The 20,822-nt window shown below is 44.8% G+C and carries 21 protein-coding genes; 4 read left to right on the top strand and 17 right to left on the bottom strand.

The window, feature by feature from the left end; translation table 11 throughout:
• Positions 1–7: 7 nt before the first annotated feature.
• From AAC006_RS07695 to yceD, 13 genes are all read right to left on the bottom strand, one after another.
• Complete coding sequence (locus AAC006_RS07695) at positions 8–787, bottom strand: TatD family hydrolase (protein WP_126872189.1); 780 nt, start codon at positions 785–787, stop codon at positions 8–10.
• Positions 788–830: 43 nt separating this feature from the next.
• Positions 831–1,727 (bottom strand): DNA polymerase III subunit, encoded by an 897-nt coding sequence (locus tag AAC006_RS07690; RefSeq protein WP_013784452.1) that lies wholly within the window; start codon positions 1,725–1,727, stop codon positions 831–833.
• The gene (tmk, locus tag AAC006_RS07685) at positions 1,727–2,344 is read right to left on the bottom strand and encodes a dTMP kinase (protein WP_013784453.1); all 618 of its coding nucleotides are present in this window, start codon (positions 2,342–2,344) and stop codon (positions 1,727–1,729) included. The genes AAC006_RS07690 and tmk overlap by 1 nt, the downstream gene beginning before the upstream one ends.
• A 21-nt stretch (positions 2,345–2,365) precedes the next feature.
• Positions 2,366–3,406 (bottom strand): endolytic transglycosylase MltG, encoded by a 1,041-nt coding sequence (gene mltG / locus AAC006_RS07680; protein WP_041452546.1) that lies wholly within the window; start codon positions 3,404–3,406, stop codon positions 2,366–2,368.
• On the bottom strand, positions 3,390–4,340 hold the full coding sequence (gene pabC, locus AAC006_RS07675; protein WP_013784455.1) for an aminodeoxychorismate lyase: 951 nt from the start codon (positions 4,338–4,340) through the stop codon (positions 3,390–3,392). Before pabC ends, mltG begins: the two co-directional genes overlap by 17 nt.
• Positions 4,341–4,459: 119 nt before the next feature.
• Positions 4,460–5,698: a beta-ketoacyl-ACP synthase II gene (gene fabF, locus AAC006_RS07670; RefSeq protein ID WP_013784456.1), complete on the bottom strand. Its 1,239-nt coding sequence runs from the start codon at positions 5,696–5,698 to the stop codon at positions 4,460–4,462.
• Between the two features lie 86 nt (positions 5,699–5,784).
• Positions 5,785–6,024, bottom strand: coding sequence for an acyl carrier protein (acpP, locus tag AAC006_RS07665; RefSeq protein WP_013784457.1), 240 nt, complete (start codon positions 6,022–6,024; stop codon positions 5,785–5,787).
• Positions 6,025–6,223: 199 nt separating this feature from the next.
• The gene (gene fabG / locus AAC006_RS07660) at positions 6,224–6,964 is read right to left on the bottom strand and encodes a 3-oxoacyl-ACP reductase FabG (RefSeq protein ID WP_013784458.1); all 741 of its coding nucleotides are present in this window, start codon (positions 6,962–6,964) and stop codon (positions 6,224–6,226) included.
• A 9-nt stretch (positions 6,965–6,973) separates the two neighbouring features.
• Complete coding sequence (gene fabD, locus AAC006_RS07655) at positions 6,974–7,903, bottom strand: ACP S-malonyltransferase (RefSeq protein WP_126872188.1); 930 nt, start codon at positions 7,901–7,903, stop codon at positions 6,974–6,976.
• Between the two features lie 73 nt (positions 7,904–7,976).
• Positions 7,977–8,942, bottom strand: a complete 966-nt coding sequence (locus AAC006_RS07650) for a beta-ketoacyl-ACP synthase III (RefSeq protein WP_126872187.1) — start codon at positions 8,940–8,942, stop codon at positions 7,977–7,979.
• Entirely contained in the window at positions 8,939–9,964 is a 1,026-nt protein-coding gene (gene plsX, locus AAC006_RS07645; RefSeq protein ID WP_057792382.1) for a phosphate acyltransferase PlsX, read from the bottom strand. Before plsX ends, AAC006_RS07650 begins: the two co-directional genes overlap by 4 nt.
• Positions 9,965–9,979: 15 nt before the next feature.
• Complete coding sequence (rpmF, locus tag AAC006_RS07640; protein ID WP_013784462.1) at positions 9,980–10,150, bottom strand: 50S ribosomal protein L32; 171 nt, start codon at positions 10,148–10,150, stop codon at positions 9,980–9,982.
• Between the two features lie 3 nt (positions 10,151–10,153).
• Positions 10,154–10,687: a 23S rRNA accumulation protein YceD gene (gene yceD / locus AAC006_RS07635; RefSeq protein WP_013784463.1), complete on the bottom strand. Its 534-nt coding sequence runs from the start codon at positions 10,685–10,687 to the stop codon at positions 10,154–10,156.
• Between the two features lie 428 nt (positions 10,688–11,115).
• On the opposite strand from yceD, the gene AAC006_RS07630 reads away from it, so the two are divergent.
• Positions 11,116–11,763 carry a Maf family protein gene (locus AAC006_RS07630; protein WP_013784464.1) on the top strand — a complete coding sequence of 216 codons (648 nt, stop codon included), beginning with the start codon at positions 11,116–11,118 and terminating at the stop codon, positions 11,761–11,763.
• A gap of 34 nt (positions 11,764–11,797) precedes the next feature.
• Here the strand turns inward: AAC006_RS07630 and AAC006_RS07625 are convergent, their stop codons facing one another.
• Positions 11,798–12,445: an HAD-IIIA family hydrolase gene (locus AAC006_RS07625; protein ID WP_013784465.1), complete on the bottom strand. Its 648-nt coding sequence runs from the start codon at positions 12,443–12,445 to the stop codon at positions 11,798–11,800.
• A gap of 86 nt (positions 12,446–12,531) precedes the next feature.
• Positions 12,532–13,476: a 23S rRNA pseudouridine(955/2504/2580) synthase RluC gene (rluC, locus tag AAC006_RS07620; protein ID WP_126872186.1), complete on the bottom strand. Its 945-nt coding sequence runs from the start codon at positions 13,474–13,476 to the stop codon at positions 12,532–12,534.
• A gap of 703 nt (positions 13,477–14,179) precedes the next feature.
• Here rluC and rne point away from each other — a divergent pair.
• Entirely contained in the window at positions 14,180–17,482 is a 3,303-nt protein-coding gene (gene rne / locus AAC006_RS07615; RefSeq protein ID WP_126872185.1) for a ribonuclease E, read from the top strand.
• A 150-nt stretch (positions 17,483–17,632) separates the two neighbouring features.
• A complete protein-coding gene (locus tag AAC006_RS07610; protein ID WP_126872184.1) occupies positions 17,633–18,631 on the top strand; it encodes an oxidoreductase family protein in 999 nt (332 codons plus the stop codon).
• On the opposite strand, the gene AAC006_RS07605 is transcribed toward AAC006_RS07610, so the two are convergent.
• Positions 18,628–19,191: a TetR/AcrR family transcriptional regulator gene (locus AAC006_RS07605; protein ID WP_126872183.1), complete on the bottom strand. Its 564-nt coding sequence runs from the start codon at positions 19,189–19,191 to the stop codon at positions 18,628–18,630. The genes AAC006_RS07610 and AAC006_RS07605 overlap by 4 nt on opposite strands.
• A gap of 288 nt (positions 19,192–19,479) precedes the next feature.
• Here AAC006_RS07605 and AAC006_RS07600 point away from each other — a divergent pair, with 288 nt between their 5' ends.
• A complete protein-coding gene (locus tag AAC006_RS07600) occupies positions 19,480–20,175 on the top strand; it encodes a haloacid dehalogenase type II (protein WP_126872252.1) in 696 nt (231 codons plus the stop codon).
• Positions 20,176–20,266: 91 nt separating this feature from the next.
• On the opposite strand, the gene AAC006_RS07595 is transcribed toward AAC006_RS07600, so the two are convergent.
• Positions 20,267–20,725, bottom strand: a complete 459-nt coding sequence (locus AAC006_RS07595; RefSeq protein ID WP_126872182.1) for a GNAT family N-acetyltransferase — start codon at positions 20,723–20,725, stop codon at positions 20,267–20,269.
• Between the last annotated feature and the right edge of the window lie 97 nt (positions 20,726–20,822).

The following is a 20,822-nucleotide window of genomic DNA, read 5'->3' as shown; positions in this document are numbered from 1 at the left end:
CGATCGCTTAAGCGGCTTTACGTTGGACAAGCGAAAACAAGGTATAGAAGTTTTCGGTGGTAATGCGTGCTAATTCCTTCACCGAAATACCTTTTAATTCGGCAATGAATTCTGCAACTTCTACCACATAGCCAGGCTGATTTTGTTTACCTCTGTGAGGCACTGGTGCAAGCCAAGGCGAATCGGTTTCAATTAATAAGCGCTCAAGGGGAACCGCCTTTACAACTTCTTGTAATTCACTGGCGGATTTAAAGGTGACTATGCCTGAGATAGAGATATAGAAATCCATTTCAATGGCCGCCTGCGCCATTTCAAGTGATTCGGTAAAACAATGCAGCACACCCTTTGTATGGCTAGCTTTGTGTTCGCGCAGCAAATTAATGGTGTCGTCACGGGCATCACGGGTATGAATAATAAGTGGTTTTTTCGTTTCGTTAGCGACTTTAATATGATCAACAAACGACGTTAGCTGAACCGTTTTGCTTTCAGGGCTATAAAAATAATCTAAGCCTGTTTCACCAATGGCCACTACCGCATCGTCTTGCGCTTTTTCAAGTAACTCTTGATAAGTACATGCATCTTCTTGGTGAAGGGGGTGTACGCCACAAGAGACAGAAACGTCATCGAAGTCCTTTACGGTTTCTAACATGCTGTCGTAATCGGTCACCGATACGCACACACATAAAAAGTGCTCTACACCGCGGGTACGAGCAAAGTTAAGAGTTTCTGCCAATGCTTCTGGCGATTGCTTTAATCTGTCTAAATGACAATGTGAATCTACGAACAAAATATACCTATCTTTTTTACGGCTAACCCAATAATAACCTGGCCTAGCGCTGAAATTGTTTCAAAATACTTACCAACACCATGGACTTATTCACCCCTGGGTGCTGTAAGGTTTTTACTGCGTCTACGCAAGCACGATAACGTGCGTAATCTTGCGCTTGCTGGCGTTCTACATACGATTTATGCGCCATATGTTGACACCATGTTGCTACCTGAACAGCGTCACCTTGCCATTTATTAGCCAGTGCTAAAAGTTGCTGACTTCCTGAACTAGCAAGTAGTGCGCCCATACCGTCGGTAAAGGTACGATAATTAAAATCGCTTTCGCTATTAAGTGCTGCTTCTAAACGAAGTGGCGCATAACCATAGGCTTCTAGTAACGCTTCACTCGCATCTTGTACGCCTTGTTGCTGTAAATAGTCCAAACTACTTTGCACATCAGGCAGACCAAGTGAATGTTTTTCACATCTACTCAAAATAGTGGGCATTATTCGATTCAGGCTGTCAGTGATAAGCAGCAAGTAAGTATTATTGGTGGGCTCTTCTAACGTTTTCAAGAGTGCATTGGCCGCCGCTTCTGTCATGCTATCGGCCACGGGGATCACCAATACCTTATTACCCCCCATTTGCGCCGTGCCGCTTAACTTGGCAATACCTTCACGAATTTTATCCACGCCCAATTGTTTTTCGCTTTCTAACACGTAAAAATCGGGGTGATTACCAGCAAGACGCAAATGGCAGCTTTGGCATGCATTGCACGCACCTTGAGGGGTTGGCTTTTTGCACAACAGCGTATCCGACAGCCCAGCAACCAATTTTGCTTTACCAATACCTTTAGCGCCAATGAATAGCAGCGCATGGTGCAGCTTGTTATTAAAATAGCGTACAAGCAATTCGTTATAGGTATCCGTGAACCAAGGAAGCATTTGCCCAGATTGCATTAAGAAAGGTACTCCTGCACAGCGGTTATCACGTCTTTATGTACATCTTCCATAGCTTGCATGGCATTAATCACCACAATACTGTCGTCTTGTGCTGCTAAGCTTAAATACCGTTCACGGGTGCGCTCAAAAAAGGCCAAACCTGCTTGTTCAATACGATCTAGCTCTCCCCTGCCTCTAGCGCGTTCTAGCCCTATGGCTGGCTCAACGTCCAAGTACAAGGTCAAATTAGGTTTAAAACCGTTAAGCGCTATTTTGCTAATGGCAGTCATAGTATCAGCACTCACGCCGCGGCCACCGCCTTGATAGGCTTGTGAAGACAAATCATGCCTGTCACCTACTACCCACTGCCCTGCATTTAACGCCGGAAGTATACGGTTAGTTAATAACTGTACCCGGGCGGCGTACATCAACAGTAATTCTGTTTCTTCGGCTACGGTTTCGTCCCAATCGTGTTTAACACACTCGCGTATCGCCTCGGCCATAGGCGTACCGCCAGGCTCGCGTGTTTGCTCAACCGCAATACGTGCTTCTTGCAAATGCTTTACGATAAGCCCAATCACTGAACTTTTTCCGGCCCCTTCAAGGCCCTCTACTACAATAAACTTTCCGTTCATAATTATTCGTTGCTGGACTTATTATTTTCGATTTAACTGATATTTTCGCACAGCTGCATTATGGGCTGCCAGCGAAGATGAAAATTCATGGCTACCATCACCTCTAGCCACAAAATACAAGGCATCGGTTTCCATTGGGTTTAACGCGGCCCAAATGGCATCCTTACCCGCCATCGCGATAGGCGTGGGCGGCAAACCTTTAATTGTATACGTGTTGTAAGGTGTGGGCGTACGAAGGTGCTTACGGGTAATATTACCATCATACGTATCACCAATACCGTAAATAACAGTGGGATCGGTTTGTAATCGCATATTTTTCCGCAGTCGGTTTACAAATACCCCCGCTATTTTGGTTCGTTCTGCACTCACTGCGGTTTCTTTTTCAATAATACTTGCCAATATTAGGGCGTCGTACGGTGAGTTCAATGGCAAATCTTCTTGCCGTTGCTGCCACTGGGTTTCGACATAATCTAACATGGCCTTGTGTGCGCGTTTTAAAATGCTACTGGCCGCAGTGTTAGCGGTAAAGAAATACGTATCAGCTAAAAATAAGCCTTCGGCGCTGCTAGCTTCGTTCAGCCATAGCATTGGCGCTTTTTCCTCATTTACCGAGCTTGTGATATTAATTGTCTCTTCAACCTGATCCAGCGATACATCGTTGATAAGTTCAGTTTTCGCCTTTAACGTAACCAACCACTCTTTTAGTGTCAGTCCTTCTACCAAGCTCACGGCAAAATAGTGCTCTTCACCACGGCTTAATATACCGAATACTTCTCGTAGTGATAGCCCAGGTGTTAAGCGGTATGTACCCGATTTTACATGGGTATTGGCAGCAAAAAACTTGAGCCAAAGTTTTGTTGCTAATTCAGGGCTATCGATTAACTCCCGTGCCCGAAGCTCCCTTACCACCTTGTATCCGTTACTGCCCTTTTCTACCGTATAAAGCTGCGGTTGAGAAATCGACATGGGCGATGAAGCTTGCCCATTTACATATAAAACACCAAAGGTAATTGCACCCACAACAAGCGCTAGCATTATCCCAATGCTAATAACTATTCGCATGATCGTCCTGAATTTTATCTAATACTAACTTAGCAAGGCGCTTTGCCCCTTCATGAGACGCACTAAATGCTAACTCATCACTCGTTTTTCCGTCGTTTAGCACAACTTTATTAACTGGCATTACGCCCATTAAGGCATTGGTGATCACCATTGCCGTGGCATTAGCGATATCAGCCAGAGTGTATTCGCCTTCATAAACGTTTAAGGCGTTGTCGCCAATAACATCAGCGTTAGTTAGGCTTTCGTTTACCGAATTTTTTTCCAACGTACTTAACAAGCACTGGCGCACAACACCATTTACACCGCAGTTATTTACCTTTGGTGTGTGCCATCCAGTATCGGTTTGAAAAAATACGTTTCCCGCACTGGCTTCAATAAGGTGCCCTTGCGTGTCGAACACCAAGGCATCATCGGCATTCGCCTCAACAACTTCACGCTTAACCAATACCTGCTCTAACCGGTTCATATGTTTAATACCACCCAGCAAAGGCTGTATGGCCAAAGGTGTTTTCGCGTTTATTAGGGTTAAACCACTAACGGCAAGTTCAGAATAATGCGCAGGATACGTATGGGTGGAAAACCGAACAATGGCCGGAGCTTGGCTATCTCGTGCGTACCCACGACCGCCCTCTCCTGAAGACACATGAACCTTCATTACTCTTTTAATGCTGAGGTGTTCAAGAGATTCGGTAAGTGCGCTGACATAAACATCAATTGCCTGTCTAAGTGCAGTCATGTCGAGGGAAATGGCTAACGCTTTAGCATCATGATTGAGCCTAGCAAGATGAAAAGACAGAAGTTCTACTTTCCCCTGGCTAACGCACATAGTAGTAAAAACGCCATCACCATAGTTCAGTGCCCTGTCGTTTAAGGCAATTGCATCGGCGGATGAAGGGGTTGAAGATGCGGTGTCGGTATTTGCGACTATTTTCACAACTAGCTCTAATAATTAACGTCTGCCGTGCAGTATACCAAGTTGTTGTGCGCAGACAAGAAAGGCAGCTTGCGCTGCCTTTAATCAATAACTACGGATGTCCGAACGTGTGCTCGGGCTTAAATTCGTTTGAAAATAAGCGAACCGTTAGTACCACCAAAGCCAAATGAATTACACAGCGCATAGTCTGAAGTAAACATTTTTGCTTTATTCGCCACGAAGTCTAAATCGCATCCTTCGCTTGGTTCATCCAAATTAATGGTAGGCGGTGCCATTTTGTCACGTAGTGCCAATATGGTGAAAATAGCTTCTACAGAGCCTGCTGCACCAAGTAAATGACCTGTCATCGACTTAGTAGAGCTTACCAGCATGTTATGCGCATGTTCGTTGAAGACGCGCTTAACCGCTGCTACTTCTGCTATATCACCCGCTGGTGTAGATGTACCATGCGCGTTAACGTAGCCAATTTTGCTGCTCTCAATTTTTGCATCGCGAATAGCGTTACTCATTGAAGCCGCTGCACCTTCACCGTCAGCAGGTGGTGATGTCATATGATAGGCATCGCCACTCATCCCAAAACCAACAAGTTCAGCGTAAATGGTTGCACCACGGGCTTTCGCCGCTTCGTATTCTTCTAGCATTACTACGCCAGCACCTTCGCCCATCACGAAACCATCACGATCTTTATCCCAAGGGCGACTAGCCCCTTGAGGATCGTCGTTTCGTGCAGACAATGCACGTGCCGCAGCAAAACCCGCAATACCTAATGGCGTAATAGACGCTTCTGAACCGCCTGCTAGCATGGCATCTGCATCATCATACGCGATAGTACGCGCAGCAATACCAATGTTATGCACACCAGTGGTACACGCCGTCACAACGTTTAAGTTTGGCCCTTTAAGCCCTTCCATGATAGACAAAAAGCCTGAAATCATATTGGTAATAGTGGAAGGCACAAAAAATGGAGAAACGCGCTTAGGACCGCTATTCATTAATTTAGTGTGGTTTTGTTCAATTTGTTCTAGCCCACCGATGCCTGAACCAATAGCTACACCAACACGGTGTGCATTTTCTTCAGTTATCGTTAAGCCCGAATCAGCCATGGCCTGTTTACCCGCTGCAATACCCAGCTGAATAAACCTGTCCATTTTTTTCGTTTCTTTCTTTTCGATATATTCCTGCGGGTCAAAGTTATCAACTTGACCTGCGAAACGGGTGGAATAGTCACTGCAATCAAAGTGGGTGATTTCACCAATACCGCTTTCGCCTGCTAACAGACGACGCCAAGTCTCATCTACAGAAAGACCCAAAGGTGAAAGCATGCCAAGACCAGTAACCACTACGCGACGTTTTGTCACAAAAAGCCCTCGCATTGGAACCAATAAGGTGGGAATACAAAAACGGCTCTAAAGAGAGCCGTTTTTTAATTTACTGTAACGAAGACTTAAGCGTCTTTGTTAGCATTGATGTAGTCAATAGCTGACTGAACAGTAGTAATTTTTTCTGCTTCTTCGTCAGGAATTTCAGTATCAAATTCTTCTTCTAACGCCATTACTAGCTCAACAGTGTCAAGTGAGTCTGCGCCCAAATCATCAACGAATGAAGCTTCAGCTTTTACTTCTTCTTCTTTTACGCCAAGTTGTTCAATGATAATTTTCTTAACGCGTTCTTCAATGTTACTCATAATTCTAGGTTTCCCTTAAACGTCACTAGATAGTCAAAGTGCCGCTAGTTTATTTTGCAAGGTACAAGCTTGCAAGCACCAGTTTAAACAAATTTTCTGGTCAAACCAGCGGCATCCCAAATTCTTAATGTTCTATTTTTACATCCAAGTTCGGGGAAAATCCACCCCAAACACAGTTAAATTCACAATTTTCGTGAATTTAACCCATATACATACCACCGTTTACATGGATAGTTTCGCCTGTAATATAGGCTGCACCGCTGCTCACTAAAAAGGCAACAGTGGCTGCTATTTCATCAGGTTCACCTAAACGGTTAGCAGGAATATCTTTAAAAATTGCGCTTTTTTGATCGTCCGTCAATGATTTTGTCATGTCGGTATCGATAAAACCAGGCGCAACAACATTAATAGTTATACCACGAGAAGCCACTTCACGTGCCATAGATTTCGAAAAACCAATAACACCTGCTTTCGCTGCTGCGTAGTTTGCTTGCCCAGCATTACCCGAACTACCCACCACAGAACCGATATTTACAATACGGCCAAAGCGTTTCTTCATCATACCGCGAAGTACTGCTTTTGACAGCGTAAAAATGGCTGTAAGGTTAGTATTAATGATGTCTTGCCATTCGTCATCTTTCATACGCATTAACAAGTTATCACGAGTAATACCTGCATTATTAACCAAAATATCAATGCCACCGAAGGTGTCATTAATTTCCTTGATTATAGCATCTATACTGTCTTTATCGGTAACATTTAGTGCAATACCTTTGCCACCAAATTCAGATAAATATTCAGTAATTGCACTTGCACCACTCTCGCTTGTAGCGGTGCCTACAACCGTAGCACCCTGCGCTGCAAGCTGACTAGCAATGGCTTTACCAATGCCTCGGCTAGCGCCTGTTACCAGTGCTACTTTGCCTTCTAACTGACTCATAGCGTTTCCTTATTGTTTTAATGCTTCCACACTTTCTGGGGTGTTTACAGCAATGGATTCTAAACTTTTATTAATGCGTTTATTTAATCCTGTAAGTACCTTACCTGGGCCTACTTCAATGATACGTTCAACACCTGCTGCAGCCAAATACTCCACGGTACGCGTCCACTGAACAGGGCAATATAATTGGCGTACCAACGCACTTTTTATTGATGCACCGTCAGTTTCAATGGTCACATCAACATTATTAATGATATTGATTGCAGGGGTATGAACGCTTGTTGACGCCAGCGCATCTTCTAACTTGTCAGCAGCGGGGCGCATGAGTTCGCAGTGCGAAGGCACACTTACCGATAATGGAAGAGCTCGCTTGGCACCCGCTTCTTTACACGCCGCAGCAGCTTGCTCAGCGGCCACTTTTTCGCCAGCAATAACCACTTGGCCTGGCGAGTTAAAATTAACCGGAGACACTACATCGCCTGTCGCAATCGCCGTTTGGTGGCACACGTTGGCAATGGTATTGTCGTCTAAGCCAATAATGGCATACATAGCACCGGCACCCGCTGGCACCGCCTCTTGCATATATTGACCACGAGCTTCAACCAGCTTTATCGCATCAGCAAAAGACATAGCACCGCCACATACTAGGGCTGAATACTCACCCAAACTGTGTCCCGCTAAATAGCTCACTTCAATGCCTTGTGCTTCTAATACGCGCCAAGTCGCAACACTAGCAGCAAGCAAAGCTGGCTGAGTAATATGAGTTTCGTTCAATTTTCCATCGGTATCGTTTTGTACCAGATCCCAAAGATCGTAACCTAATACGTCTGAAGCTTCTTTGAAGGTATCTAAAACCGAAGGATGGCTGTCGGCCAACTCTTTAAGCATGCCCACCGATTGTGAGCCCTGCCCAGGAAAGACGCAGGCTGTTTTTGTCATTGTTGTTCCTTATTATTTTTTGTATACAACGAATTTTTGAATACAACGAATTCAATAAGACTGATAGAAGAAACTAGTATCGTACCAGCGCAGATGCCCAAGCAAAACCGCCGCCGAATGCTTCTAATAATAAATGTTGCCCACGCTTAATGCGACCATCGCGAATAGCGGTATCTAGTGCTGTGGGTACTGTGGCTGCGGATGTATTACCGTATTTTTCTAACGTCACTACCACTTGGTCTAACGACATATCTAATTTTTTGGCTGTCGCTTTAATAATTCTGAAATTCGCTTGGTGAGGCACTAGCCAATCCAGATCAGATTTTTGCATATTGTTGGCCGCAAGGGTTTGCTCAACCACTTCAGACAATTTGTTCACGGCAACTTTGAAAACTTCGTTTCCGCGCATAACGCCCCAATTTTCGTGTACTGATGCTTCATCACCACGCGTAGGGTTTCCAACGTAAAGTAAATCGCCGTAAGAACCATCGGCATTTATATGAGTAGATAAGATACCCGGCTCATCACTGGCTTCTATAATAGTGGCACCCGCGGCGTCACCAAAAAGAATGACCATAGTGCGATCTTCAGGTGCTATCAAACGGCTAAGACAATCTGTACCAATAACTAAGATACGCTTAGCCATGCCAGATTTGATGTATTGGTCGGCCACACTTAATGCGTAGCAATAACCCGCACACGCAGCAGCCACATCAAAAGCAGGAATACCGTTAATACCTAAAATGCGCTGGATTTCACAGGCCGTGCTAGGAAGTGCATAGCGTCCGCTCGTAGTAGCACACACTATCATGTCAATTGATTGAGGGTCGATGCCTGCCATCTCTATGGCTTTCTTACTTGCCTCTGCCCCCATGGTCGCAGCGGTTTCTTCAGCACCTATAATTCGGCGTTCTTTAATACCGGTTCTATCAGTGATCCATTCATCACTGGTATCAACCATAACTTCCAAATCGGCATTGGTTCGTATATCACTAGGGTAATAACTTCCAGTACCGATAAATCGAGAATATTTGCTCAAAGCTGCTCCAATAAAACCGTTTCTATCTTCGTTTTTATCTTGTCTGGAACTCGCATCTTTGCTTCTTTCATTGCTTGCACAATGGCGTAATAAAAGGCGTCTTTAGATGCATTTCCATGACTCTTGATAACAATGCCGCGCAATCCTATCAGACTCGCACCATTATACTGGTCGGGGTTCACGCTGTTATAGATAGATTTGAGCAATGGAAAAGCAATTTTGGCCATTAGCCGCGTATAAAAGTTCTTTTGTGACTGGCGCTTCACTTCATTAATGACTAACTTGGCTAGGCCTTCACTGGATTTAAGCGCAACATTGCCGGTAAAACCGTCAGTTACCACCACATCGGCTTTATCGGTAAAGATGTCATCACCTTCTACATAGCCAATGTAGTTAATGCCTGGTGCATCTTTAAATAGTTGGTCGGCTAACTTTACGTACGCATTTCCTTTTATATCTTCTTCACCCACGTTTAATAAGGCAACTCGCGGCGAAGGAATACCCGCGGCTTCTTGCGCTAACACCGAACCCATCACACCGTACTGAAATAAAATTTCAGGCGTGCAATTCACATTCGCGCCTAAATCGAGCAAGAATACATTATGGTGACTCGCGGTGGGCATCATGCTGATAAGTGCTGGCCTATCAATACCCGACAAGGTTTTTAATAAGTAGAACGATAAGGTTAAGAGCGCGCCAGTATTGCCTGCACTTACACATGCATCGGCTTCGTTGCTTTGAACATATTCAATCACACGGCGCATTGAAGAGCGTTTTTTATTGCGTAACGCAGAGGTAGGCGCCTCACCCATTTCAACCACTTGGTCGCAATGAGATACGGTTACCCGACTTCGTTGGGAAGCGGTGAGATTTTGGATTGCTGGGGATATAACGGCTTGGTCGCCGCATAGCAAAAAATGAACGTCAGAATGAAGTTCAATGGCCTTTACAGCCGCAGAAAGGATAACAGGGGGACCATGATCGCCCCCCATGATATCTAACGCGATGGTTAGCTTAGACAAAATGTAGACGCCGAATTACGCGCCGACTACTTTATTGCCTTTGTAATAACCGTCAGCTGTCACGTGGTGACGACGGTGTGTTTCACCCGACGTAGGGTCGACAGACAAAGTCGACGCTGTCAATGCATCGTGTGAACGACGCATGCCACGCTTAGAGCGCGTTTTACGATTTTTTTGTACAGCCATAACTTACTCCTGGTCTCGCTTAAGTTCTTTCAAAACCGCGAAAGGGTTTTCTCGCTCTTGTTCCGGTTCAATCTTTCCAAATGACATATCATCTTTAGACACTGAGCACTCCTCCTCTGCATGAAGGGGTACGATGGGCAAAGATAAAAGTAACTCGTCTTCAAATATCTGAAGCAGATTAACTTCTCCGTGGTCGTTGACCTCTACCGGTTCGTAAGCCTCGGGTATTGGATCTTCTTCATTTCGTTCTTCTCCCTGCACTGGAGTAAAACAAAAATCCACATCAAGTGTGGTATCAAATTCACCATTACACCGCTGGCAGAGAAGTGTTACCTGAGTGTCTAAATGACCGTGAAATACAGTAAGACCCTGCTCGTCTTTTTTGAACTGCACATCGACGTTCACATATTCACTACATCGGACAACTGCCCCACTCAATCGTTCCATATCTTCAGACACAAGAACACCCCGATAATCGGAACGTTTCATAGCGCTGCTGGTCGGTTCGACCGTATGAGGGAGTTTCACTTTCTGCATAGGGCGCGCATTCTATAGATTCCACGTCCCACTGTCAAAGATTTAATGGGCGTTTTTGTATAATAATTTAGCGATTTTGTACTTCTTTTCATAAACCGAATTTTAAGGGAATAGCCCCAAATAACAAGTAAAAAGAACATGATGTGTTTAAAATAGCGGAAGGTTGGTAAAATGGCGTATTGTCAAAACAAACCAAGTTGGCAAACGGCATTACGCTCATTTATAAAAACACGCTATATTTAAGGTAAGTTGTAATTACTCTTTATGAGTAATTTAAAGGTTTTTGGTGGTTTTTTTTGGGGTTACTCGAAAAATAAGCCAGATAAAAAGGAGTTCAGTGTTTAAGGATAAGCACAGGCTTGCGTAAGAGGACACACAACGCGTAGACCGGTTAATTAACACTTAATGTAAGATTGAGGTTTTGTAGTATGACCACACTCGTTCTAGCTTCATCATCTAAGTACCGCCAGCAATTATTGTCGAATATTGGCATTCAAGCTGAAATAAGCAAACCAGATATAGATGAGACTCCCCTACCCGACGAAACACCCCTTGCGTTGTGCAAACGTTTAGCGTTCGAAAAAGCTAAAAAGATTGCCCAACAGCAGCCAGGGAGAATTGTAATTGGAAGCGATCAAGTTGCTTCTGTCGAAGGTCCTGATGGCAAAATTATACTAGGCAAGCCGGGAACAGTTGAAAACGCCGTAGCGCAACTGAAAATGTGCCAAGGAAAATCGGTGTATTTTTATACCGCGATAAGTTTATGTAAAGCTGAAAACGACGAAGACCTACCCGACATCCTTACTAGCAATTTAGACACTATTACTCGGGCTGAAGAAACCTGTGTGTATTTTCGTAGCCATAAAGAAGCACAACTACGTGCTTACGTTGAAGCCGAAATGCCACTTGATTGTGCGGGGAGTTTCAAATGTGAAGGCATGGGGGCCTTATTGTTTGAACGTATTACCAGCCGCGACCCGAATACGTTAATAGGGCTTCCCGTTATGCTGCTACATAATATGCTAGACAAACATTTTAATATCGATTTGCTAGACCTAGCTACTGCCAAGGCCTAGCGGATGAAGATTTGCTTTGCTATTGAACGCCAAACTAGCGGAGCAAAAACTGCTGAAGTTCGCCAATGGAATGCACAATGGTTTCAGGCGCCAACGCTTCAAGGTGAACTTGTGCATGCACCCCGTAAGAAACCCCTATTCTGCGCATACCAATAGATTTTGCCATTTGCATATCGTAAGTGGTGTCGCCAATCATGACGGCATCATTCGCACTAATATTTAGCTCGTCTAAAATTTGCAGTAGCATGTCAGGTGACGGTTTAGACTGCGCATCATCAGCGCATCGTGACGCACTAAAAAAGTGGCCAGTCTCGGTTTGCGACCAGGCCCTATCAAGACCTCTTCGCGCTTTCCCTGTTGCTACAGCAAGGGTAGCTCCCTTTGCCTTTAGTGCTGATAACAAATCTTCTACACCATTAAACAACGGGCACGGCGTAGCATCATGGCTTACAAAGGCTTCTTTATAAGCCAGTACTAAGCGCTCAGCAAGGGCATCATCGTTAATACCAAATAACTGCTTAATAGCAGGTTTTAAGCTAATACCTATAATGTGACTTACCGCATCAGCACTTGGAACCGGCATGTCACAGTGTTTTGCTGCTATCTGCATACAGTTGATAATTTTATCGGCAGAGTCCATTAAGGTGCCGTCCCAATCAAAAATAACCAACTTATAGCGCATAGTTACAGCGTTCCTTCTATATAAAGAATCTATATAAATAAATAGTACTTAATTAATAAGTAAACTTACCGAATACCCTAAAAGCTTTATGACAAGGCTTTAAGGGTATTGGTTAACGTGGCATCTAACGGTGCGGTAAATTTAACCCGCTCTTCTGTGCCAGGGTGAATTAGCGAAATGCTATGTGCGTGCAAAAATAGGCGATTTAAGCCTTTTTGACGCATAGACTCATCAAACTCGGTATCACCGTATTTAGGGTCGCATGCAATAGGATGCTCAGCGTGTAAACAGTGCACTCGGATTTGATGGGTTCTACCTGTAATAGGTGAAGCCTCTACCAAAGTAGCGGTGTCGAACTTTTGCAATATGCGATAGCGGGTTTCAGATGGCTTACCATCTTCACTTACGCTCACCATGCGTTCACCCGATTGCAACACATTCTTACGAAGGGGCGCTTTTACTTTAAAGCGATTGTCAGGCCACTGCCCCGCCACTAGGGCTTGGTAGCGTTTATCCATTTTACCGGTACGCAACTGCTCATGCATATGACGAAGCGCCGAGCGTTTCTTAGCAATAAGAATACAGCCAGAGGTGTCTCTGTCTAAACGGTGTACCAATTCCATAAAGTTGGCATCGGGACGCAGTGCCCGTAAACCTTCAATAAGACCAAAACTCAAACCACTACCACCATGGACGGCAATACCTGAAGGCTTGTTAATCACTATAATGCGCTCGTCTTCAAATAATATTTGAGATTCAAGCGCTGCAATTTTATCGAGTTTTGGCGACGGTCCAGGTGTACCTTCAGAAACTCGCACTGGTGGGATACGCACCACATCATCGGCAACGAGTTTATATTCGGGTTTTACCCTGCCCTTATTTACGCGCACTTCACCTTTACGCAAAATGCGATAGATCATGCTTTTGGGCACACCCTTTAATTGGGTGCGCAAAAAATTGTCTACACGTTGCCCTGCTAAATCGGGTTCAACGGTAACGAAACGGACTGATTGTTGGGTTTGTTCTTTCATAAACTCCATTATAACGCATTGCAAAAGCAGACCGATACAGAAACTTTGATGTGCCTTAAAAATAAAACCCTTTGACTACTTTTGATACTAAACGAGCATTTAGCACAGAAAAACCGCATTATCTGGGCTTATTTACCCCTCACACCTTGCTTAAATTGAACCTTTGATGCCATAATAAAAACTGTATTTTACGCGGCCAAATCATGCCGGTGAAACACAACATTTAACATAGTGAGCATTTAGAGCAGGTTAATTCGTTACCCGTTTATTTCGCCACTTTTGTTATCCATAAGAACAGCGTCACGTTCCAATTGCATTATTCAATGAACACGCAATTTTATATCTGGAACGAGAATTATAGAGGCAACGACTACACTGCCGTTAGATAATTCAGATGCTGTTTGCGAACATAAAATAAGTTCGCCGTTTAGCTAACAGAATTGAATTGACAAACAAGCGCCAGCCTAAGAGCGGTGTTTGTTAAAAAGATAGATAGAGATAAGGGTATGTCGCTCCCGACATCCTTAAGAACAATATAAAACGCGGAACGAGTAACGAAAAACGTTACATGCCGCGTAAGTTCAAGGATAATGCGGCGTTACAACAAGGTCCCCGTACAATCGTGAGGTTGCGCGGTGAGGGTTTGTACATGTCACTTTAATTTTGTATCTGGACGGCTGTATTAAAAACAGAGTTAGATACAATGAAAAGAATGTTAATTAATGCAACTCAATTAGAAGAGTTGCGTGTTGCCCTTGTTGATGGGCAGCGGTTATACGATTTGGACATCGAAAGTCCTGGGCACGAACAGAAAAAAGCAAACATTTACAAAGGTAAAATAACCCGCGTTGAGCCAAGCCTCGAAGCGGCATTCGTAGACTACGGCGCAGATCGCCACGGTTTCCTACCTCTTAAAGAAATCGCTCGCACTTACTTCCCTAAAGGCTACCGTTTCGAAGGCCGTCCAAACATCAAAGATGTTATTAAGGAAGGCCAAGAAGTTATCATTCAAATTGATAAAGAAGAACGTGGCCAAAAAGGCGCAGCGCTTACTACTTTCTTATCGCTGGCTGGTAGCTACTTAGTATTAATGCCAAACAACCCTCGTGCTGGCGGTATTTCTCGTCGTATCGAAGGTGATGAGCGTACAGAACTTAAAGAATCTTTGAACAAACTAGACCTGCCTGATGGCATGGGCTTAATCGTTCGTACCGCTGGCGTAGGCAAATCTTACGAAGAATTAGAGTGGGATTTAAAAGTACTACTTACCCATTGGGAAGCAATTTCTAAAGTGGCTGAAGAGCGTGAAGCGCCCTTCTTAATTCACCAAGAAAGTAACGTAATTGTACGTGCAATTCGTGACTATCTACGTCGCGATATTGGTGAAATTTTAATTGATAAAACCAGCATCTACGAACAAGCGCTGCAGCACATCCAACTAGTGCGCCCTGACTTCGCTAGCCGCGTTAAGCTTTATCGTGGCGAAGTACCTTTGTTCAGTCATTATCAAATTGAAAGCCAAATTGAGTCTGCCTTCCAACGTGAAGTTCGCTTACCATCTGGTGGTTCAATTGTTATCGACCCTACTGAAGCGCTTACTTCTATTGATATTAACTCTGCCCGCGCAACAAAAGGTGGAGATATTGAAGAAACGGCATTAAATACAAACCTTGAAGCCGCTGACGAAATTGCCCGTCAACTTCGTTTACGCGACTTAGGTGGCTTGGTTGTTATCGATTTTATCGATATGACCCCAGTACGTCACCAACGTGAAGTTGAAAACCGCATGAAAGACGCGGTTCGCAGCGATCGTGCTCGCGTTCAACTAGGCCGTATTTCTCGCTTTGGCTTGCTTGAAATGTCACGTCAGCGTTTACGTCCATCATTGGGTGATTCAGCGCACCATGTGTGCCCTCGCTGTTCAGGACACGGCACCATTCGTGGTACCGAGTCATTAGCGCTGTCTATTTTGCGTATTCTTGAAGAAGAAAGCATTAAAGAAAACACAGGCCAAATTGAAGCACAGCTTCCTGTATCAGTAGCAACCTACTTGCTTAATGAAAAGCGTAAAGCAATTCAAAGCTTAGAAAAGCGTCATGGGGTTAACTTATTACTTATCCCTAACGCCAACCTTGAAACACCTCACTACCAAGTCACTCGCCGCCGTCCAGATGATATTCTAGATGACGCAAGCTACGAAGTAGAGTTAATGCCAACGGTTGAAACGGAAACTGAAACCACAACGTCAGTGCCGGTTAAGCGTGAAGAGCCAGCATTGAAAGGGCTAGTTGCGCCTACCGCGGCACCTGTTGTTGCGCCTAAAGCAGAAACACCTGAAGCTAAAGCTGAAAGCTCACCATCACTATTTGCCCGCATAGGTAAATGGTTAGGTGATGTGCTTGGTGGTGAAGACGAGAAAGCGAAAGCAGAAGCTGAAGCGAAAGAAAAAGAAAAGCAGAAGCAATCTGAAAGCCGCAATAATCGTGGTGGCAATCAGTCTCGCAATCGCAATGGTGATGATCGTCGCCGTAAGCCAAGAAAGAACACACGTCGTAACCAGCCTCAAAACAAAGATGGCGAACAAGAACAGCGTACGCCACGTTCTGAGCAGGACGACAAGCCACGCGCAAGTAACAATAAGCCTCGTAAGCCTCGTAAACCTCGTGACGAGACTCAGAAGCCTAAGCAAGACCAAAGCAGAGATAACGCGCAAGACGAAGCACCTAAGACCCAAGACAGGAAGTCTCAAGATGCTAAGCCTCAAGAAGCGCAGAAGAAACAAGAAGTGGCTGAGCGCCGCAAACGCAGAGATACTCGTCGCAGCGTACGTGTGAAAAAAGATGACAATACACAGTCAAACGAAGCACCGGCTAGCAAACCAGTTAAATCTCTTGCAGTTGATAAGCCTAAACCTGCTAAAGCAGCCCCTGCTGAAACTGAAGAGGTTAATACTTCACCAGTTCAGTCAACTGATGCACCAGCAGCTTCTGAATCAGCAGCGCCTGTAACACAAGCCTCTCAGCCAGCTGACGTTGAGTCGACCACTGAACAAGATGCTCAATCTTCTTCAGAGCAATCGAACAACGACACTGATGAAAATGGGCAAAAACATGAAAGCCGTGGCCGTTCGCGTCGCTCTCCTCGTCATGTTCGTGCAGCTGGTCAGCGCCGCAAGAAGGAAGCGCAGCAGTCTAATGATGACAACATCGCCCCAGTAGGTGAACAGTCAACAGCAAACGTTGAAACTACATCGTCACAAGAAATACCAGCTTCAACGGCTCCTGCCGCCGATACTAGTGAATCAGCACCCCCTGCGGAAGATACGCAAGCGGCTATGCCTGGTAAACTTGGGGCAGACACTGCGCACACTCAAAATGAGAATGCCCAGCCTGCTGCTGTTGATGCAAGTACCGATAATGCTGAAGCGCCTTCTGCGGCTAAAGCGGAAGACACTCAAGCCACTAAGCCTGGTGTACTAGCGCCGTCGGAAGAAAAAGCAGAACCTGCAACAACAGAAACCGCATCGGCCAAGCCAGAAGCGCCAGTAGCTGAAGTAGTTCAAGACGAAATGCAGTTCGAGCTAGCTTCGCCTAAAAGTGAAGCGGACGCACCTAAGCCAGCTAAAGCTGATGTTACTCCTGCTCCTGCCGCTGAAGATGCACCTAAACAGGTTGAAATTAACCTAGGTGAAGATTCTGCTAAAGCAGCAAGTGAACCTAAGCCTAAACCTGCGCCAAAAGCGAACCTTAAGAAAGCCAAAGCAGCGGTATCTAAGCCTATTACTACAGGTGTAGCAGCTAGCAGCCGTGGTCGTATTAATGCATCTGCGCCAATGGCAGCACCAGCATCGGTTGATGACACGTTCAATGACGTGGCGCTTACCGCTAAGTCTGACGATAGCCGCCCAGCTATTATAGTATCGGGTAGAAGCGCAGCTATTGCGAAGGCAAGTGCCGCCGCATCAGCACCAACAACACTGCCAACCAGTGTTGATGAAAACGCCTGAGCGTGACTAGCAACCCTAGTTAGTGATAGCGCTAGTCATCCTTGACTAGCGTTATTACTAGGAACTAAGGTTGTTTACACACGATAAGAAGCCGCTTAATTGCGGCTTTTTTAATGGTCATTCATATTGCTGAACAGTGGGAATAAAACGTTGGATAAAGTTAAACCCAGCTTGATTGATTGGTTAGAAAGAACCACTCAAAAAGAAGTGCGTTCCCCAGTGCTGATTCAGTCACTATGGAGTGGTTATGGCGCATGCTTTCGTGCAACCCTGTTTGATAACGCTAAGAACACTTCAATACCTGTAGTGGCCAAGTGCGTTCAACCCTCTTCACAAATTAGCCACCCAAAAGGATGGCAAACCAATACCAGTCACCTTAGAAAATGCCGATCATTTCAGGTAGAGCACTACTTTTACACCCGTTTGCAACCTAGCACTAACGCAGACTGCTTAACCCCTATGTGCTTAGCAGCCGCTAGCGGTGAAAACGATAGCAATGCACATATCTTAGTAATGGATGATCTAGATAACGGGGGATTGACAACACGTGCCACTTCGCTAAGTGTAAAACAAGCGCAATCGGTATTGCGTTGGCTGGCAGCATTTCATGCTCGCTTCATGGGTATTGTTGACACGAATGTCTGGCCCGAAGGCACTTACTGGCATTTGAGTACACGACAAGATGAATGGCAAGCGATGGTAGATGGGCCTTTAAAACGGGAAGCTAGCAGATTGTCGACCCAACTTTCATCAGCACGCTTTCAAACCTTATTACACGGTGATGCCAAGGTTGCCAACTTTTGCTTTACCCCCGACTTTACCCGATGCGGTGGTGTGGATTTTCAATACACTGGATTAGGTGTAGGAATAAAAGACGTTGCTTATTTTATTGGCAGCGCATTAAGTGAAAGCAATCAACGAACCCACACTACTCATTGTTTGGATTACTATTTCGAGTGCCTAAGCAGCCAACTAATAGGCACAAAATACCAATCACAACATAAAGAAATAGAACGGGAGTGGCGAGCGCTATATCCTATTGCCTGCGCTGATTTTAATCGATTTTTAGCCGGTTGGAGCCCTGACCACTGGAAGATTAACGGTGAACTGACTAGGCAAACCGATATCGCCTTAGCGACGTTAATTTAGTGCTTTGTCCAAGGCAACCAGTGTAAAGACAGCCTGAGGCTTTCAAGCACATCGGCCTCGTTTGGTTGCTGATATCCGTAAACCCGAATACCGAAAATAGCCATCATGACCGACGTGGCATACACCTCACTCAGCGCTTCACCGTATTCGCTGGCAATCGCCAGTTTGTACTGCGCTTTAGTACGGCTTAAATAGTCTCCAGCAAGCTTAGCGAGCTTAGGCTCCGTACTGGTAAGTTCTAGTTGGGTTTTAATGATAAAGCAGCTTGCGTAGTCTTTCTTCCCTCTTGCTGCCACCATGTCGGTCAGCAGCATAACAATGCCCTCACCTGTGCCATATGACATCGCAAGCTTCATTTTGTCAGCGCTACGCTGTGCGTAACGTTCCAAACTGGCAATAAACAGCTGCTCTTTATTGCCAAAACTGTTGTACAAGCTGCCCGGCTTTAACCCTGTGGTAGCGGTAACGTCTTGCATCGATGTTCCATGGTAGCCTTGCTGCCAAAACAGCATAATCGTTTTATCCAATATACTGTTTTTATCAAATTGTGCTTTAGCCATCACAGGTACCTTTCGTTCGCTTATTTCCTATTTTTTCTATTTACATCATAGCAATTTTGAACAAACACTCAAAAAGTTATTGAACCCTACTGCAATCTCCTTTATCGTTTTGAGCAATCATTCAAAATATGAACGTCTATTTTTATATCATTGGTAAAACCCACTCTTATTATTCGCTCACTTACCTTGCTCATTAGAAGAGGACACCTTATGAAACGATTTATTACTGCGGTACTACTCACACTACCGTTATTTTCAAGCTATGCTCAACAACCTGCAGACAGCAACATGGAAACGGGTAAGCCATCAGCCCCAAAAGTTATATTCTTCGATGTGAACGAAACCCTGCTAGATCTGACTGCAATGCGAAGCTCAGTGGGAGAAGCATTAGGCGGGCGTAATGAACTACTCCCTTTGTGGTTTTCAACCATGTTGCATCACTCATTGGTAGACTCTACCACCCAACGTTTTCACACTTTCGGTGAAATTGGTGTGGCGTCATTGCTAATGGTGGCTGAGATAGAAGGCATCTCGCTTACTCAAGAACAAGCGAAAACGGCCATTGTTACCCCACTTCGTAGTTTGCCACCACACCCAGATGTGCGTAGTGGTTTACAAGCGTTAAAAGACAAAGGCTATACACTGGTAAGCTTGACCAACTCTTCAAACAAAGGCGTGTATACCCAGTTTAAAAACGCTGACTTACTGGATTTTTTTGAACACCGCTTAAGTGTTGAAGATATCAACCTATACAAACCTGATCTTCGCACTTATGCATGGGCCGCTGAAAAAATGGGGGTTAAACCCGAAGATGCGATGCTAGTTGCTGCACATGGTTGGGATATTGCTGGCGCTAAACAAGCCGGTTGGCAAGCCGCCTTTATTGCCCGCCCAGGCAAGGTATTGTATCCACTGGCTATTGCACCCGATTACAAAGTAAATGACCTTAACGAATTGGTAGACATGCTACCTAAGCAACAATAATTACCGTTTTTTTTAGGGCGGGCGTTTACCCGCCCTAATTAACTACCAGCCCTAATTATCTCCCCCCCTAAATACCCAGGCGATACTTGAATCAAACTACGGCTTTACGCTTCATGTCCACATGAGGTATATCATCTTCCAGATACATTTGTGATGTTTGCACAAAACCAAACTTACGATAAAACGCTAACAAATATTCTTGTGCACCAATTTCAATATCTTTATTCGGCCACAGGTTTTCACACTGTTTTATCGCCTCAGTTAACAAGCTTATACCCGCACCATTGCCTCTGAAGTCAGCATGGGTAGCCACTCTGCCAATACTTACCCCAGGATAACTCACCCCCGCAGGGATCAAACGGGCATAAGCGACTAATTTGTTGTTAGTAAAGCCCAATAAATGCCGCGTATCGCTATGTCTGTCTTTTTCATCAAGCTCAGGGTATGGGCATGTTTGTTCTACCACAAATACATCAACTCGCAGCTTCATAAGCTCGAACAACTGATGGGTATTGAGCTGAGTAAATGTTAATACTTTCCAAGAAATCATAAGACTGGTTATTTACTCTTTATTTATGGGGCTATTTTTATCAAACCTGCATGAAGATAGCACTAAAAAATGCACGGGTGAATCAATGAACCAAATG

The organism is uncultured Alteromonas sp., assembly GCF_963976965.1.
Taxonomy (GTDB): Bacteria; Pseudomonadota; Gammaproteobacteria; order Enterobacterales; family Alteromonadaceae; genus Alteromonas; species Alteromonas naphthalenivorans.
This window is presented reverse-complemented; position numbering and strand designations above follow the sequence as displayed.